Here is a 13,581-nt window from a genome sequence, read left to right on the forward strand (position 1 = left end):
CTCCTCTTCTGCTGCCAGCGACACGGCATGGCCCGCCGTGCGCACCACGTCTGCATGCGGACACCCCGTCGCGCCGGTTGGGCAGAGCCGGCTGCCGGCACATGACCGGATCCGTCCGGCCATACCAAGTGCCGCTAGGGTTTCGCCTGCCAGCACCGCGATGAAATCCGGATGATCTCCCAACGCCTCGACCCGTGTATAGCTCGGTGCGCCATGCTTTTCGGCCAGCAGGCGGTATTCCTCGCCGAGTTCGACCAGCGTTTCGATATGCTCGGAAACGAACGCGATCGGCGCAATCAGGATGTTCTTCTTGTCGGTCGCCGCGCGCTCGACCTCCGCATCGGTTGCCGGGCCGATCCATTTCAACGGGCCGACGCGAGACTGGTAACAGCCGACGACATCCCACTCCTGCGGCACGCGCGCGGCAATCATCGCGGACAAGGTCTCGCACTGCCACTGGTAGGGATCACCCGCCTCGACGATCTTTTCAGGCAGGCCATGCGCCGACAATAGCAAGCGAACATTCTCCGGCCGGCCCGCCTGCTCGTGTGCCGCCATGATCCGGTCGACATGTGCGCTGACAAAGCTTTCGGCGAATGGATAGCAACACACCGTCCGCGTCGGACCTGAATAATGCCGCTTCCACTCTGCCAGCGACGAACCCGTCGTGGTTGTCGAGAATTGCGGATAGAGCGGCAGAAGGACAATTTCGTCCGCGCCCCAAGCTTTGACGGCCTTGGCTGCGGCCTTCGTGAACGGATGCCAGTAGCGCATGGCGATGAAGGTCTTCACTTCGTCGTCCGGCAACTGGACGGCGAGATCTGCACGCAATGCATCTGCCTGCTTCTCGGTTTCCGGCAGGAGGGGAGATCCCCCGCCCATGATTGCATAATTCTTGCGGGCCATCGGTGCACGGGTACGGGAAATGAACCGCGCGAGTGCCCAGCGGACAAGTCCTGGCGCCTGGATGATCGCCGGGTCGTCAAACAGGTTCCGCAGGAAAGGCCGCACGGCTTCCGGGCGATCCGGACCCCCTAGATTGAACAAGACAACAGCGATCTTCCTGCCCATGACGGAGGTCAGCCTTCCCGCAGGATGTTCAGGGCGCGCTCGACATTCGCAATCGGCGTGTCCGGTCGGACGCCATGCCCGAGATTGAATATATGGGGCCGACCTGAATAGGCTGCCACCAGTTCACGGATGCGTGCGTCCATTCGTCCGCCACCTTCGATCAGCAACAGCGGGTCGAGATGCCCCTGCACAGGCAGGTTCTCCGGCAGGCTCGTATTCACGAATCCAGGCACTGCCGCTGTATCCAGGCCCACGGCCGATACGCCTGTCTCGCGCGCATACTCGCCCAGCATCACACCTGCGCCGCGCGGGAACCCGATAATCGGAACCGTGACTCCCATCTCGCGGATCAGCGAAACCAGCCGTGTTGTCGGCGCAATGATCACTTCCCGGAAAATATTGTCAGGCAGGCCCTCGGCCCAGCTGTCGAACAGCATCAGCACGTCAGCGCCAGCTTCAACCTGCCGCGCAAGATAATGCGCCGTCGCCTCGATCACATGGTCCATCACGGACTGCAGCTCTTCCGGCCTGCCATGCGCCCAGCGCCAGGCCAGCGACTTGTCAGTCTTGCCACGCCCCTCGATGGCATAGAGGCTGACCGTCCAGGGTGATCCGGCAAATCCGATCAAGGCCTTGTCCGGCGCGAGGGCTTCGCGGACACGCGACACCGTTTCATAAACAGGCGCCAGACGGTCGGCAGCGAGCCTGGCAGGTACTTTCCCGAGATCCGCAGCACTGCTGATCTGTTGGACAAGCGGGCCAACGCCCTTCTGGAACTCGACCTTCAGTCCCATCGCATCGAGCACCAGAAGGATATCGGCGAACAGGATGGCAGCATCCATATCGTAGCGCCGCACCGGCTGCAGCGTCGCTTCGCTTGCCATGGATGGGGTGTAGCAAAAGTCGAGAAAGTCCTTCGCGCGGGCGCGCAGCTCGAGATATTCAGGCAGGTGGCGTCCGGCCTGGCGCATCATCCATACCGGAGGCGTCTTGGCTGGCGTGCCGGAAAGAACCGAAATCAGTTTGGATGTGCTGGTTTGCCCCATGACCTGCCTTGTCTTTCATTATCTCAAAAAGCCCGTCAGGGCGCTTATGATTATTATGCGGTGTAATAGGGGGAGAAAGGCCACTGGCGATATTTGTCCAGCAAATTCCACACGCGAGTCACACCGTGTCGCACCCCGTTAGGATCTTCTTAACCCTCCGATCCTGCGGGGGTTAATGGCAGGTTAACACGCCTTGTGGAGTCACAGGATGAAACATAGCGGGAACCATGGGGAGTCAGATTCGCGTCGGTGTGGATGGATTGTGACTCCCTGTGTGGCAAATCCCCTGTCCACAGGTTGCACACAGGCCTTGTGAAACGGCGCGTGCCTCGGCAAGAGATAGAGCCATGTCCATGCCGCCACGCCCCAGCATCTATTTCAACGTGCACCTTGTGTCCGACAGCACGGGGGAAACCCTGAATGCCGTGCAGCGTGCCGCCTGTGCCCAGTTCGAGAACGTGCAGCCGCTCGAGCACAATTACTACCTTGTCCGGTCGGAACGCCAGCTCGAACGCGTGATGCGCGAAATCGAAGCAGCGCCCGGCGTGGTCTGGTACACGATTTCCGACGAGGCCTTGCGGGCGCGCCTCGAGACCTTCTGCCGCGAGCGCGGTGTTGCCACCCTGCCTGTCCTGGATGCATCGATCGCCATGCTCGGCCGGCACCTCGGCATTGCCGCAAACCACAAGGTCGCCGGCCAGCATACCCTCGACCAGGACTATTTCGACCGCATGGAGGCGATCAACTTCACGCTCGCCCATGATGATGGCCAGAATGTCGACGGCCTCACCGGCGCCGATGTCATCCTGCTCGGTGTCAGCCGCACGTCCAAGACACCGACATGCGTCTACCTCGCCAACCGCAAGGTCCGCGCCGGCAACATCCCGCTGGTGCCGGGCGTATCCATCCCTCCTTTTCTCGAGCAGTTCGGCGAGAAGGATCCGATGGTCGTCGGCCTCAAGATCAGCGCCGAGCGCCTCGTCCAGATCCGCCGCCAGCGCCTGATCTCCCTGAACCAGGACGAGCACACGATTTACGCGGACGAGGACGCCGTGCGCGACGAGATCACCCAGGCAAACCGCCTCTTCCAGCGCAACAAGTGGAAGACGATCGACGTGTCGCGCCGCTCGGTGGAAGAAACGGCGGCGGCGATCCTGAACATGCTCAATGAACGGCGTGCACAACAATGAGTACTGCCATCACCCTCGCGTCCGGCAGCGCCAGCCGGCGCGCGCTCCTCGCCGCTGCGGGCGTCGATGCGGCCAGCGTCAGGCCGAACGTGGACGAAGATTCTGCACGGGCCGCCATGCGGGCCGATGGCATGTCGGTCCGCGACCAGGCCATGCGCCTTGCCGAGCTGAAAGCCATCAAGGTGTCGCGCAGCACGGAGGGCCTCGTCATTGGCGGCGACCAGATGCTGTCAATCGACAGGGACGCGCTCGACAAGCCGGCTGACCTCGCCGCTGCGGCAGACCATCTCCGCCGCCTTTCGGGCAAGGCGCACACGCTGGAGACGGCGATCGTCATCTGCGAAAACGGCGCGCCTGTCTGGCGGCACCTCGCCCGGCCGAAACTCACCATGCGCCCTCTCAGCGAAGCCTTCATCGCGGCCTATGTCGAGCAGGTCGGCGAACCGCTCCTGGCCACTGTCGGCGCCTACCAGCTGGAAGGGCTCGGCGCGCAGCTCTTCACCGCCATCGAGGGCGATTATTTCTCGATCCTCGGCCTGCCGCTGCTGCCGCTTCTCGACTACCTGCGCACGCGTGGGGTGCTGCCCTCATGACCCGGCTCTATGGCGTCATCGGCGACCCTATCGCTCACTCGCTATCCCCCCTGATCCACAATGCCTGGCTGCGCGAGCATGGCATTGATGCCGACTACAGGGCGATGCAGGTGCCTGCCGGCCAGCTCCCCGATGCGCTGGAAACCCTGACCCGCCAGGGCTCGCGCGGGGTCAACATCACATTGCCGCACAAGCAGGTGGCCCTCCAGCTGGCGGAATCATCCGGCAGTCTCGTGATGCGCATTGGGGCTGCCAACACACTCATCCGGACCGATTCAGGCGGCTGGCATGCCGAAAACACCGATGCGCCGGGCTTCGTGCATGCGCTGGAGTCCGCCGGTATCCAGGTCGCCGGCAAGCGGGTCTTCCTGCTCGGCGCCGGTGGATCGGCTCACGCCGTTGCTGTCGCCCTCACGGATCTTCGCGCCGCCCTCACGATCTGCAACCGTACCCTCGCACATGCCGAATCCCTTGCGACCCGGCTCGACATCACGCCCGATATCCGCACGCTCGAGGCTGGTCTGGCGGACCTTTCGACTGCCGATATCGTCGTGAACACCCTCAGCCTTGGCTATGAGGGTGGCGGGCTGGACCTGCCGCCCGGCAGGGGCCGCACCTTTTACGATATCAACTATGGCAGGGCCGCCGCCGCCACGCGCGAACGCGCTGTCGCGCAGGACTGGAAGACGCTGGACGGACTCGGCATGCTGGTCGCCCAGGCGGCGTTCAGTTTCGAACACTGGTTCGGTATCCTGCCGGACATGGCAGCCGCCGAGCAACGCTGCCGCGCCGTCGTGGAGGCAACAACATGATCATCCTTGGACTGACGGGCTCCATCGGCATGGGCAAGTCGGCCACAGCGGCCCTGTTCCAGGACGCCGGCGTGCCTGTCTACGACGCCGACGCGTCCGTACACCAGCTCTATGGCAAGGGCGGCGCCGCCGTTGCGCCGGTCGAGGCCGCCTTCCCGGGCGTGACCAGCGATGGTGCGATCGACCGCCAGCGCCTGCGCGAGCGCGTGCTCGATGATGCCGCTGCGATGAAACGCCTTGAGGCCATCGTCCATCCCCTGACCGGCGCCGCCCAGCACGATTTCCGCGCCGCGGCCCGCGAGGCAGGTGAACCCTTCGTCGTGCTTGATATCCCGCTGCTCTACGAGACGGGCGGCTGGCAGTATTGCGACTACGTCCTCGTCGTGACCGCTCCACCGGACGTGCAGCGGGAGCGGGTCATGTCCCGGCCGGACATGACCGAAGCGGTGTTCGAGTCGATTCTCGCGCGGCAGGTATCCGACGCAGACAAGCGCGCCCGGGCAGATTTCATCCTGTCCACGGCGCACGGCTTCGAGTTTGCGCGAGACCATGTTCAGGCCATAATCGCCCTCATGATTCGCAAGCACGAGGAACTGGACTCATGACCGATCCGATCCGTGAAATTGCCTTCGATACCGAAACCACAGGCCTCAAGCATGCTGAGGGTGATCGCATCATCGAGATGGGCGCCGTGGAGCTCCTCAACCATATCCCGACCGGGAACACATTCCGGACGCTGATCAACCCGAAGCGGCTCGTATCGGCCGATACTGTTCGGATCACCGGCATCACCGACGATCACCTGAAGGATGCCCCCTTCTTCGAAGACCCCCTCGTCGTCAACGCTTTTCTCGAATTTGTCGGAGACGACATCATCGTTGCGCACAATGCGGGTTTCGACCGGGGATTCCTCAACATGGAACTGGCCCTGTGCGGCCGGGCGCCAATCCACGATGACCGGTGGGTCGACACTGCTGCCATGGCGCGCCGGAAATATCCGGGTGCCCCGGCCAGCCTTGATGCCCTCTGCAAGCGCTTCGATATCTCGCTTGAAAGCCGCACGCTGCACGGCGCCCTGCTCGACAGCCAGCTGTTGGCAAGCGTCTACCTTGAACTGCTCGGCGGCCGGGCCCGTGCTTTCGCTTTCGACACGCCGGAAGACCAGGCCACCGCTGGAACCCGTCGTCCGGCCAGCCAACGCCCGCAGCCCCTGCCCCCGCGCATTACGGAGGCAGAGGCGGCAGCGCATGCCGAGTTTATCGAGAGCCTTGGTCCGGACACGCTCTGGAAGCGCGCCTGAGGCCTATTGCGGTGTGTCGGTGCCTGCGCTCGTAGCGGCGGCTGCGCGGCGATACTGCGCCTGGTACAGCTGTACGAAGTCGACCGGGTCGATCAGCAGCGGCGGGAAGCCACCTTCACGCGTGATTTCCGCGATGATGCGCCGCGCGAACGGGAACAGCAGGCGCGGACATTCGATCAGCAGCATGGGTTCCAGCTGGTCTTCCGCAACATTTTGCAGTTGGAAAAGGCCGGCATAGTCCAGTTCGGAGATGAACAGCACGGTCTGGTCCGCCGTCGCCTTCGCCGACAGCTTCAGCGACACTTCATACAGCCCGTTGCCATCGGCATGCGGTGTGGCGCCGACATCGATGCCAAGATCGATATTCGGTTGGGTCTGCACCGGCGGATGGCCAGGATTCTCGAAGGACAGGTCTTTCACATACTGGCCGAGAACGCGCATTGATGCGGCGGGTCCCGATGTGCCATTGGGGTCCTGTGGGCCACTGGGGTTTCCCGGCGCGCTAGTGTCTGTCATGATGTTTCCTCTACCTGGATCGCACCGCGCGCCTAGCATGCAGCCAGAAAAGGCGCAACGCATCACTGGCTTATCGCGCGCGTCGCGACTATCTAGGGTGAGCAAGCCGAGTGGCTAAAAGGAAAAACGCGCCCGATGTTCGATCCAGTTATAGAGGTACTTGTACTTGCCGCGATTGCGCTTTTCGTGCTGTCGCGCCTTTACATGGCCCTGGGTCGGGGCGGCAATGACCGGCCCGTCCAGCGCCCGGCGTCCCCGGCACCCGGCGCAGATGCGCCGTCTGTCGACACGCTTGACCGGCGTGACCGGCGCGAGCCGGCCGACCATCCGATCTTCACGGGCCCTGCTGCCGGTGGGCTCGAAGACATCTACAATGCCGATAACAGCTTCTCGCTGTCGGCGTTCATGCAAGGCGCCAAGTCTGCCTATCAGATGATCGTCGCCGCCTATGCGCGTGGTGATCGGGACAAGCTGCGCCCGCTGCTCGACGATGATGTCTATGAGGCCTGGGACGCGGCGATCACAGCTCGCGAGACCAGCGGAGAAAAGGTCTTCGAGCTTCTGCGCATCAAGCGCGCCGAGATCGAGAGCGCCGAACTCGATGGGCGCACCGCGCGCATCATGATCCGCTACGAGGCAGAACTCGGCGACGGGGAAGTGACCCGGACCGCGAAGGAAGTGTGGACCTATATGCGGGACGTGAAAGCCAGCGATCCGAACTGGATTCTCGACGACGTCGAAATCGCCAGCTAGCAGCGCCGACCTGATCGGGCCGGATGTTTAAGGTGACAGGCCGGCCCGAAGCGTTCCATAAACAGCTGATGCTGCGCTCCCTGGCTGCCCTCACCCTGTCATTTGTCCTGGTGTCGTGCCAGAGCGCCCCGCCGCCGCGGCCAGTTCCCGTTGCGCCGCCACAACAACCCGTCTTCTCCCCGCCGCCGGCCTCTACACCCATGGCCTATCATGCGCTGCCGGGCTGGAATTCGGCGCAGATCCTTCCAGGCCTCGAAGCTTTCAAGCGCAGCTGCGCCCGGATCGAAACGCGGCCCGGCAACAGCCTCCTGTCTGCCAAGGCCGCCTGGGCCGGATCGGTTTCGGATTGGACGGCCGCCTGCGCCGCACTCGATGTCGTGGCCGATGAAGCAAGCGCCCGCACCGTCATGGAAACGCTGTTCGTGCCGATCGGCGTATCGGCGCCCGACGGAAAGAGCCGGTTCACCGGTTATTTCGAACCGATGTACGAAGCGCGCCGCTCGCCCGTACCGCCCTTTACCGAACCGGTTCCGGCGCTGCCCGCTGACCTCATTCCCAACGGCGCTTCGCCGCTCCAGCGCCTGCCCAATGGCCAGACGCGGGCCTACCCTGCGCGCAAGGACATTGTTGCCGGGGGTGTCAGCGCCATCGCCTATGCCCATCCTTCGGACGTCTTCTTCCTGCAGATCCAGGGCTCCGGCCGCCTGACCTTTCCGGACGGCTCGACGACGCGCGCGGTCTATGCGGCGCATAATGGCCAGCCCTTCAGATCGACCGCCAACTGGCTGATCGAGACGGGCCGTATTCGTGCGGGAGAGGCCAGCATGCAGGGCATCCGCGCCTGGATGGACCGGGCCGGTCCCGCCGAAGCCCGCCTCGCGATGAATCAGAACCCGCGTTTTGTCTTTTTCCGGGCTGAACCGGAAGGCGACCCTTCTCTTGGTCCGGTCGGCGCCCAGGGCGTGCCGCTCACACCGCTGGGCTCGATGGCGGTCGATACCGACATCCAGCCGCTCGGTGTGCCCATGTTTGTTGAAACCAGCGCTCCCGGCCTTGGCGGCGCCTGGTCGGGCCTGCTCGTCTCGCAGGACACCGGCGGTGCCATCAAGGGCGCCGTGCGGGGTGATCTCTATTTCGGGACCGGGATGGCTGCCGGCGACCGGGCCGGCACGATGAATGCGCCGGGCCGGTTATGGGTTCTGCTGCCGCGCGCCGTTGCGGCCCGCCTGCTGGCATCGTCGCGTACCGCGTCCACCGGAGCCCTTGGCGGCGTGGCCAGTGCGCCTTAGACGGGGCACATGACCAAGCGCCGCCTGACTGCCGAAGAAGCCCGTGCCTGGTCGCGCGTCGCCAAATCGATCACCCCCATCGGCCCTCGGCCCGACGATTTCGATTCCATGATTTCCGCGCTGGAGGCCGGGCTGCCCCCTGACCCGTCCCCTGCCACACCCTCACCGCCCACACGGTCGGGCGCTGCCACCCGCATGCCACCCCCACCGGCCCCCTCCGCCACCCCCGCAAACCGGGGGAAGGAGAAGCGCGTCAAACGGGGCAAGCTCGTCGTGGCTGCAACGTTCGACCTGCATGGACACACGCAGCTGTCCGCCGCCCGGGCCCTGCCCGGGTTCCTGTCGGGCCAGCAGGCCGGCGGGGCGCGCTGTGTCCTGGTCATCACCGGAAAGGGACGGCTCGGCGAAGGTGTGCTGAAACGCAACTTCCTGGCCTGGCTTGAAACGGCCGAAGCCCGACGTCTCGTGTCAGGATACGCCGAAGCACACCAGCGCCATGGTGGCGCGGGTGCGTTCTATGTTTTCTTGCGAAAAGTGCAGTAACTACTGCAGGGTTAGACTAGCTGAAGTCGCGGAAGACGTCGGCGGCAGAGACGTCCTTCTTGGGTTCTTCCTTGGCTTCCGGCTCGTAGGCAGCAGCGTCATCCTGAGCGGGCTGCAGGCCCGGGCCTTCGGTGTTCGCCGCCTTTTCAGCGTCCATTTTCCGGCGCTTGTCAGCTGCCCTTGCGATCACGTCGTCAAGTTCGATCTGCGAGCACAGGCCCAGTGTCACCGGGTCGACCGGGCGGATATTCTGCGAATTCCAATGTGACTTGTCGCGCACATTGTTGATCGTCGACTTGGTCGTTCCGATCGTCTTCGAGATCTGCGCATCGGACACTTCCGGGTGGTTGCGGATGAACCAGGCAACCGCATCCGGCTTGTCCTGGCGCCGGATGACCGGCGTGTACCGGCTGCCCTTGCGGGGCGGCTGCGGAATGTGGGCAATCTTGGATTCGGCCATCTTCAGCACGTAGTCGGGATCGGTCTCGCCGCGCGCGATTTCCTCGCGGGACAGGATACCACCGGCGATCGGGTCAACGCCCCGCATGTTTTCGGCGACATCACCATCGGCGATGCCTTTGACCTCAAGATGGTGCAGCCCGCAAAAGGCCGAAATCTGGCCGAAAGTCAGGGTCGTATTGTCGAGCAACCAGACCGCTGTGGCCTTTGGCATCAGGATCTCGGGCATGGAATTCTCCTTGGGGCATTGGCGCCTGAAATGCAGCCGCCCGACACAACGTGCCGGGCGGTCAGGGTTTCAGGCAAGCTTGGAACCTAGAATTCCTTATAAGTCATTGTCGCAGGAATGAAAAGGTGCAGCTTTCAGCGCGCCAGAATGATCTTGCCGGAATGTCCGCCGGCCTTCATGTGGGCTTGCGCGCCTTCTGCGTCAGCAAACGCGAACCGGCTGTCCAGCACCGGACGGATCCGGCCCGACACGACGTGTGGCCAGAAGTCCTTTTCGACGGCATCGCGTATCCGGCGCTTTTCGTCCACAGGGCGGGCTCGCAGGGTTGTTGCGGCGAGCGTCAGGCGTTTCATCAGCACCGGCGCGAAATTGACACTGACCTGGAACCCGTTCTGGTAGGCGATGTTGACGATGCGGCCGTCCACCCGTGCCGCGCCGATATTCTTCTGGACATAATCGCCGCCGACCATGTCGAGGACGACATGCGCGCCGCCAGCGGCGCGGACGATCTCTTCGAAGTCTTCCTCGCGATAGTTGATCGCGCGATCAGCGCCGAGCGATGTCGCCAGAGCGCATTTTTCCGCGCTTCCGGCCGTTGCATGGATTGTTCGGGCGCCTGCAACCCTGGCCATCTGGATGGCCATCACGCCGATGCCACTGGTGCCGCCATGGCAGAGGAAGTCCTCGCCGCTTTTCAGTCCGACCCGGTCAAAGACATTTGCCCAGACGGTGAACATGGCTTCCGGGAAGCAACAGGCATCCACCATGTCCATACCGTCAGGGACCGGCAGCAGTGAGCCCTCATCAACGCTCGCATATTCGGCATAGCCGCCGCCGGCGAGGAGTGCGCACACACGGTCTCCAACTGCCCAGCGGGACACGTCCGCCCCGACCGACGTGACCACGCCTGCGACTTCGAGACCCATGATCGGCGACGCGCCCGGCGGCGGCGGATAGGCCCCGGTGCGCTGGATCAGGTCCGCCCGGTTCAACCCGGCGGCCTTCACCTCGACCAGGACGTCGGACGGTCCGACCGCTGGAATGGCGACATCCTGCAGGCTGAGCGGCTTGCCATCCTCGGCGACCACCGCCTTCATCATTTTCGTCATCTGCTTATCCTTCGGAAAAACCTCTGTCTGGAGTCGCTTCTAGCGCGCGTTTCTGTTTTTATGAAAGCCCGGCACAGGAAGCAGCGAGGCCACAGAATGTTCGAAGAAGAGCCGATCCTGACAGATCGCGGTCAGACCCTGGACCAGATGTCGCTTGAAGACCTGCACGAGCGCATCAACCAGTTACGCCAGCAAATCGACGCGTGCGAGGCCGAAATTGCCCGCAAGCAGGCGCAGAAATCTGCAGCAGATGCTCTGTTTGGCGGAAAAGGTTAAGGCCCCGGAAACCCGTGGTATAGTTAGTGTGGACATTGGTATTTGGCGTTCAAAGGGTTTTGACATGGCGGCGAGTGAATCCCCCGAAAGCGAAGTCGGCGCCCTCGGTAGTTTCACCGGTGGCAAACTGTTCGACACCGTATTCGGCAAGGGCATGGCACTGGTTGAAGAGACGGCGTCCTATCTTGATGGTCCCGGGCGCGAGCATTCCCGTACGCTGCCGCGCGAAGCGGGCCTGACCTATTCAGCCTGGAGCATGGAGCTGACGACGCGCCTGATGCAGGCCGCGAGCTGGCTGGTCATGCAAAAGGCAGTTCGTGACGGCGAAATGCGGCGTGAAGATGCGGCCGCGCGCAAGTACAGGATTCGCCGGGACGATCCTCCGCTGGACCCGGATGCCCAGCGCGACAAGGGCCTGCCGCTGCGTTTTCTTGAACTGGTCGCCCGGTCGGAAGCGCTGTTCGAGCAGATCTGCCGTCTCGACAACGCCCTTTACGGTGCGCAGGGCGCGGGCCACGCGACCAACGCCGTCTCCGAACAGATCGCCCAGCTGCAAAAGGCTGCCGAAACGGGCGCGTTCGACCCGCTCATGGTCTGGCGCCGCGGCAAGTAGGACTCAGGACAGAAGGCGACCGGACTGGACGGCTCTTGCCGGTGTCAGCCGGAAAGGCGCGGGGCGCTGGAATAGCAGGTTCAGCCACGTGCGCACGGCGAGGCCGTGGAATGCCAGCGCGAGGCACATGGCGAGCATCACCGACAGGAACACAGCCAGGCCGCCGTCCGGGACCAGCCCGGTTGCCGCCAGCCCGCGCTGCAGCAAGGTCATGGGAATGGTGAAAACGAGGTAGATCGGCAGGAATTGACGACCGAGATAGGAGGCCGGCCCGGAAACCGGTGTCGAGCCAAGCGCCACTGCTGTGGCGACCAGGGCAAACGCGCCCGAAAAGCCCAGCACCAGCCCAATGATCGGCAATTGGTGGATATTGAGGGCAACGAAGGCGGCATTCACCATTGCCCAGCCAGCGAGCACGGGCCACAGGGTGCGCGCCTGCCCCGACATTCTTTGCGCGTATTCGAATATGTGCGGCGCAGCAGCGAACCCGGCAAAGAAGAAGACAAACCATTCGGCAAACAGGTTTGTGACATTCCAGCCGCTGACGATGAATCCGCTCGAGAACAGGACCTGGATCATGGCGGCAACCCCAAACACCTTCAGCGGCGGCAGGAAGCGGAGGATTCGCATGGCGGCGTGGAAGACTGCCAGCATGTAGATCAGGGACAGGCTTTCGGGTGGATCGACGAGGTTCGACACCAGTTGCCCTGCAAATTCCGACGGGCTGTTGATCAACGTGTCAGCGTCCAGGATCGCTGTCTGCAGCACCATCCACACGAGGTAGAAATAGGCGAGGCGCAGCAGCTTCCGGTCGATATAGGTGCGCGAGGAACCGAAGAGCGACAGGCTCAGGAACAGGCCTGCCACGAGAAATATGGCCGGGATCAGCGCTGGCTCCAGCCCGCGTGCGAGCAGCCCCATCCAGCCGGTCGGCTCGGACATGAGCGCATAGCTGGCTGCCCCGTAGGACGCCAGGATGAGGATAATGGCAATCCCCTTGGCGCGGTCGACCCAAGTTACCCGTTCGGTTGGCATTTTTGTTCATCCCCGGCTGCGTCAGCCCGGAACGATGCAATATTCGTGCAGGAATCCCGCCCCGCAGGCCCTAAAACGTCGCGTAGACCCGCAAGCAATTGCCTGCCTGCTCGGCGCAGAAGCCTTCGCGCACCGGTGCGCGCATGATCATCAGGCGATGCCAGAGCGGGCCGAGCAGCAGCTCAATGACCTCGTCCAGGTCAAAATCGCGCCGAATGACGCGCTTCCCGGCGAGCTCGGCAAGCAGCATCCGCAACGGTTGGCGGATATCGCGCCCGATCCAGGCCCGCCAGAGGTCTCCGGCGTCCTTGTCGTCAGCCGCTGCCAGCAATGCGACGCGCAGCACGGCATGCCCGTTTCCGGTCCGCGCCGTGGCTTCCAGCGGCACGATCAGCGCGGTGATCCGCTCCTGCGGATCGCGCCCGCCATCGGGACTGTCGGGAATCAGCGCGAGCGCCGCATCCACGCACATGGCGCCGATCGACGGCCACCACCGGTAAATTGTCTGCTTGGAGGCACTGGCCCGCTTGGCAACGCTGTCAACGCTGAACCCGCGCCAGCCCGTTTCGGCCATTTCCACGCGCGTCGCTTCAAGGATCGCAGCCTTGGACGCTTCGCTTCGAGTGGGGCCTTTGCGGGAAGGTTTGGTGCCTTCGGTTGTCGTTGACATGTATCTCTCCTGAAGAGGCGATCCGCCGCATGGGTTCGACGCCTAGATTGGCATTATACGCATATCGCTAATAATTT

Annotated in this window: 16 protein-coding genes and 1 pseudogene; 10 read left to right on the top strand and 7 right to left on the bottom strand. The window is 63.5% G+C overall.

The window, feature by feature from the left end; all coding sequences use genetic code 11:
• Window positions 1-40: 40 nt before the first annotated feature.
• Both hemH and hemE read right to left on the bottom strand, forming a co-directional pair.
• Window positions 41-1,071: pseudogene (gene hemH / locus HJO_RS11635) on the bottom strand (ferrochelatase); the annotation flags it as partial.
• A gap of 8 nt (window positions 1,072-1,079) precedes the next feature.
• On the bottom strand, window positions 1,080-2,117 hold the full coding sequence (gene hemE / locus HJO_RS11640) for a uroporphyrinogen decarboxylase (protein WP_035617034.1): 1,038 nt from the start codon (window positions 2,115-2,117) through the stop codon (window positions 1,080-1,082).
• Between the two features lie 347 nt (window positions 2,118-2,464).
• Between hemE and HJO_RS11645 the strand changes: the two genes are divergently transcribed.
• The 5 genes from HJO_RS11645 to dnaQ are packed head-to-tail and all read left to right on the top strand — an operon-like array spanning window position 2,465 to window position 6,012.
• The gene (locus tag HJO_RS11645; protein WP_035617035.1) at window positions 2,465-3,307 is read left to right on the top strand and encodes a pyruvate, water dikinase regulatory protein; all 843 of its coding nucleotides are present in this window, start codon (window positions 2,465-2,467) and stop codon (window positions 3,305-3,307) included.
• A complete protein-coding gene (locus HJO_RS11650; protein ID WP_035617037.1) occupies window positions 3,304-3,900 on the top strand; it encodes a Maf family protein in 597 nt (198 codons plus the stop codon). The genes HJO_RS11645 and HJO_RS11650 overlap by 4 nt, the downstream gene beginning before the upstream one ends.
• A complete protein-coding gene (gene aroE, locus HJO_RS11655; protein ID WP_035617038.1) occupies window positions 3,897-4,712 on the top strand; it encodes a shikimate dehydrogenase in 816 nt (271 codons plus the stop codon). The genes HJO_RS11650 and aroE overlap by 4 nt, the downstream gene beginning before the upstream one ends.
• Complete coding sequence (gene coaE / locus HJO_RS11660; protein WP_035617039.1) at window positions 4,709-5,317, top strand: dephospho-CoA kinase; 609 nt, start codon at window positions 4,709-4,711, stop codon at window positions 5,315-5,317. Before aroE ends, coaE begins: the two co-directional genes overlap by 4 nt.
• Window positions 5,314-6,012 carry a DNA polymerase III subunit epsilon gene (gene dnaQ, locus HJO_RS11665; RefSeq protein ID WP_084141939.1) on the top strand — a complete coding sequence of 233 codons (699 nt, stop codon included), beginning with the start codon at window positions 5,314-5,316 and terminating at the stop codon, window positions 6,010-6,012. Before coaE ends, dnaQ begins: the two co-directional genes overlap by 4 nt.
• 3 nt (window positions 6,013-6,015) lie before the next feature.
• Here dnaQ and secB read toward each other — a convergent pair whose 3' ends face one another.
• Window positions 6,016-6,528: a protein-export chaperone SecB gene (gene secB / locus HJO_RS11670; RefSeq protein WP_035617041.1), complete on the bottom strand. Its 513-nt coding sequence runs from the start codon at window positions 6,526-6,528 to the stop codon at window positions 6,016-6,018.
• A gap of 135 nt (window positions 6,529-6,663) precedes the next feature.
• Between secB and HJO_RS11675 the strand changes: the two genes are divergently transcribed.
• The 3 genes from HJO_RS11675 to HJO_RS11685 all read left to right on the top strand — a co-directional run bounded on the left by HJO_RS11675 (window position 6,664) and on the right by HJO_RS11685 (window position 9,113).
• Window positions 6,664-7,281: a Tim44/TimA family putative adaptor protein gene (locus HJO_RS11675; RefSeq protein ID WP_035617042.1), complete on the top strand. Its 618-nt coding sequence runs from the start codon at window positions 6,664-6,666 to the stop codon at window positions 7,279-7,281.
• 68 nt (window positions 7,282-7,349) lie between these two features.
• Window positions 7,350-8,570 carry a murein transglycosylase A gene (gene mltA, locus HJO_RS11680; protein WP_035617209.1) on the top strand — a complete coding sequence of 407 codons (1,221 nt, stop codon included), beginning with the start codon at window positions 7,350-7,352 and terminating at the stop codon, window positions 8,568-8,570.
• Window positions 8,571-8,579: 9 nt separating this feature from the next.
• Window positions 8,580-9,113 (top strand): Smr/MutS family protein, encoded by a 534-nt coding sequence (locus HJO_RS11685; protein WP_035617043.1) that lies wholly within the window; start codon window positions 8,580-8,582, stop codon window positions 9,111-9,113.
• Window positions 9,114-9,129: 16 nt separating this feature from the next.
• On the opposite strand, the gene HJO_RS11690 is transcribed toward HJO_RS11685, so the two are convergent.
• A complete protein-coding gene (locus HJO_RS11690) occupies window positions 9,130-9,801 on the bottom strand; it encodes a DUF1013 domain-containing protein (RefSeq protein WP_035617045.1) in 672 nt (223 codons plus the stop codon).
• Window positions 9,802-9,935: 134 nt separating this feature from the next.
• Complete coding sequence (locus HJO_RS11695; RefSeq protein WP_035617046.1) at window positions 9,936-10,910, bottom strand: NAD(P)H-quinone oxidoreductase; 975 nt, start codon at window positions 10,908-10,910, stop codon at window positions 9,936-9,938.
• A 96-nt stretch (window positions 10,911-11,006) separates the two neighbouring features.
• On the opposite strand from HJO_RS11695, the gene HJO_RS11700 reads away from it, so the two are divergent.
• Both HJO_RS11700 and HJO_RS11705 read left to right on the top strand, forming a co-directional pair.
• Entirely contained in the window at window positions 11,007-11,186 is a 180-nt protein-coding gene (locus HJO_RS11700) for a DUF1192 domain-containing protein (protein ID WP_035617048.1), read from the top strand.
• A 64-nt stretch (window positions 11,187-11,250) separates the two neighbouring features.
• Complete coding sequence (locus HJO_RS11705; RefSeq protein ID WP_035617049.1) at window positions 11,251-11,799, top strand: DUF1465 family protein; 549 nt, start codon at window positions 11,251-11,253, stop codon at window positions 11,797-11,799.
• 3 nt (window positions 11,800-11,802) lie between these two features.
• On the opposite strand, the gene HJO_RS11710 is transcribed toward HJO_RS11705, so the two are convergent.
• Both HJO_RS11710 and HJO_RS11715 read right to left on the bottom strand, forming a co-directional pair.
• Window positions 11,803-12,834, bottom strand: a complete 1,032-nt coding sequence (locus HJO_RS11710; RefSeq protein WP_035617050.1) for an acyltransferase family protein — start codon at window positions 12,832-12,834, stop codon at window positions 11,803-11,805.
• 70 nt (window positions 12,835-12,904) lie between these two features.
• Window positions 12,905-13,504, bottom strand: coding sequence for a TetR/AcrR family transcriptional regulator (locus HJO_RS11715; protein WP_035617051.1), 600 nt, complete (start codon window positions 13,502-13,504; stop codon window positions 12,905-12,907).
• Window positions 13,505-13,581: the final 77 nt, after the last annotated feature.

It is taken from the genome of Hyphomonas johnsonii MHS-2, from assembly GCF_000685275.1.
Classification (GTDB): Bacteria; Pseudomonadota; Alphaproteobacteria; order Caulobacterales; family Hyphomonadaceae; genus Hyphomonas; species Hyphomonas johnsonii.

Excerpts from the sequence above, each read along its gene's own strand:
- HJO_RS11685 (WP_035617043.1), top strand. The coding sequence starts at position 8,580 with ATGACCAAGCGCCGCCTGACTGCCGAAGAAGCCCGTGCCTGGTCGCGC.
- HJO_RS11690 (WP_035617045.1), bottom strand. The coding sequence starts at position 9,801 with ATGCCCGAGATCCTGATGCCAAAGGCCACAGCGGTCTGGTTGCTCGAC.
- HJO_RS11645 (WP_035617035.1), top strand. The coding sequence starts at position 2,465 with ATGTCCATGCCGCCACGCCCCAGCATCTATTTCAACGTGCACCTTGTG.
- HJO_RS11715 (WP_035617051.1), bottom strand. The coding sequence starts at position 13,504 with ATGTCAACGACAACCGAAGGCACCAAACCTTCCCGCAAAGGCCCCACT.
- HJO_RS11700 (WP_035617048.1), top strand. The coding sequence starts at position 11,007 with ATGTTCGAAGAAGAGCCGATCCTGACAGATCGCGGTCAGACCCTGGAC.
- HJO_RS11650 (WP_035617037.1), top strand. The coding sequence starts at position 3,304 with ATGAGTACTGCCATCACCCTCGCGTCCGGCAGCGCCAGCCGGCGCGCG.
- secB (WP_035617041.1), bottom strand. The coding sequence starts at position 6,528 with ATGACAGACACTAGCGCGCCGGGAAACCCCAGTGGCCCACAGGACCCC.
- HJO_RS11695 (WP_035617046.1), bottom strand. The coding sequence starts at position 10,910 with ATGACGAAAATGATGAAGGCGGTGGTCGCCGAGGATGGCAAGCCGCTC.
- dnaQ (WP_084141939.1), top strand. The coding sequence starts at position 5,314 with ATGACCGATCCGATCCGTGAAATTGCCTTCGATACCGAAACCACAGGC.
- HJO_RS11710 (WP_035617050.1), bottom strand. The coding sequence starts at position 12,834 with ATGCCAACCGAACGGGTAACTTGGGTCGACCGCGCCAAGGGGATTGCC.
- aroE (WP_035617038.1), top strand. The coding sequence starts at position 3,897 with ATGACCCGGCTCTATGGCGTCATCGGCGACCCTATCGCTCACTCGCTA.
- HJO_RS11675 (WP_035617042.1), top strand. The coding sequence starts at position 6,664 with ATGTTCGATCCAGTTATAGAGGTACTTGTACTTGCCGCGATTGCGCTT.
- mltA (WP_035617209.1), top strand. The coding sequence starts at position 7,350 with ATGCTGCGCTCCCTGGCTGCCCTCACCCTGTCATTTGTCCTGGTGTCG.
- hemE (WP_035617034.1), bottom strand. The coding sequence starts at position 2,117 with ATGGGGCAAACCAGCACATCCAAACTGATTTCGGTTCTTTCCGGCACG.
- HJO_RS11705 (WP_035617049.1), top strand. The coding sequence starts at position 11,251 with ATGGCGGCGAGTGAATCCCCCGAAAGCGAAGTCGGCGCCCTCGGTAGT.
- coaE (WP_035617039.1), top strand. The coding sequence starts at position 4,709 with ATGATCATCCTTGGACTGACGGGCTCCATCGGCATGGGCAAGTCGGCC.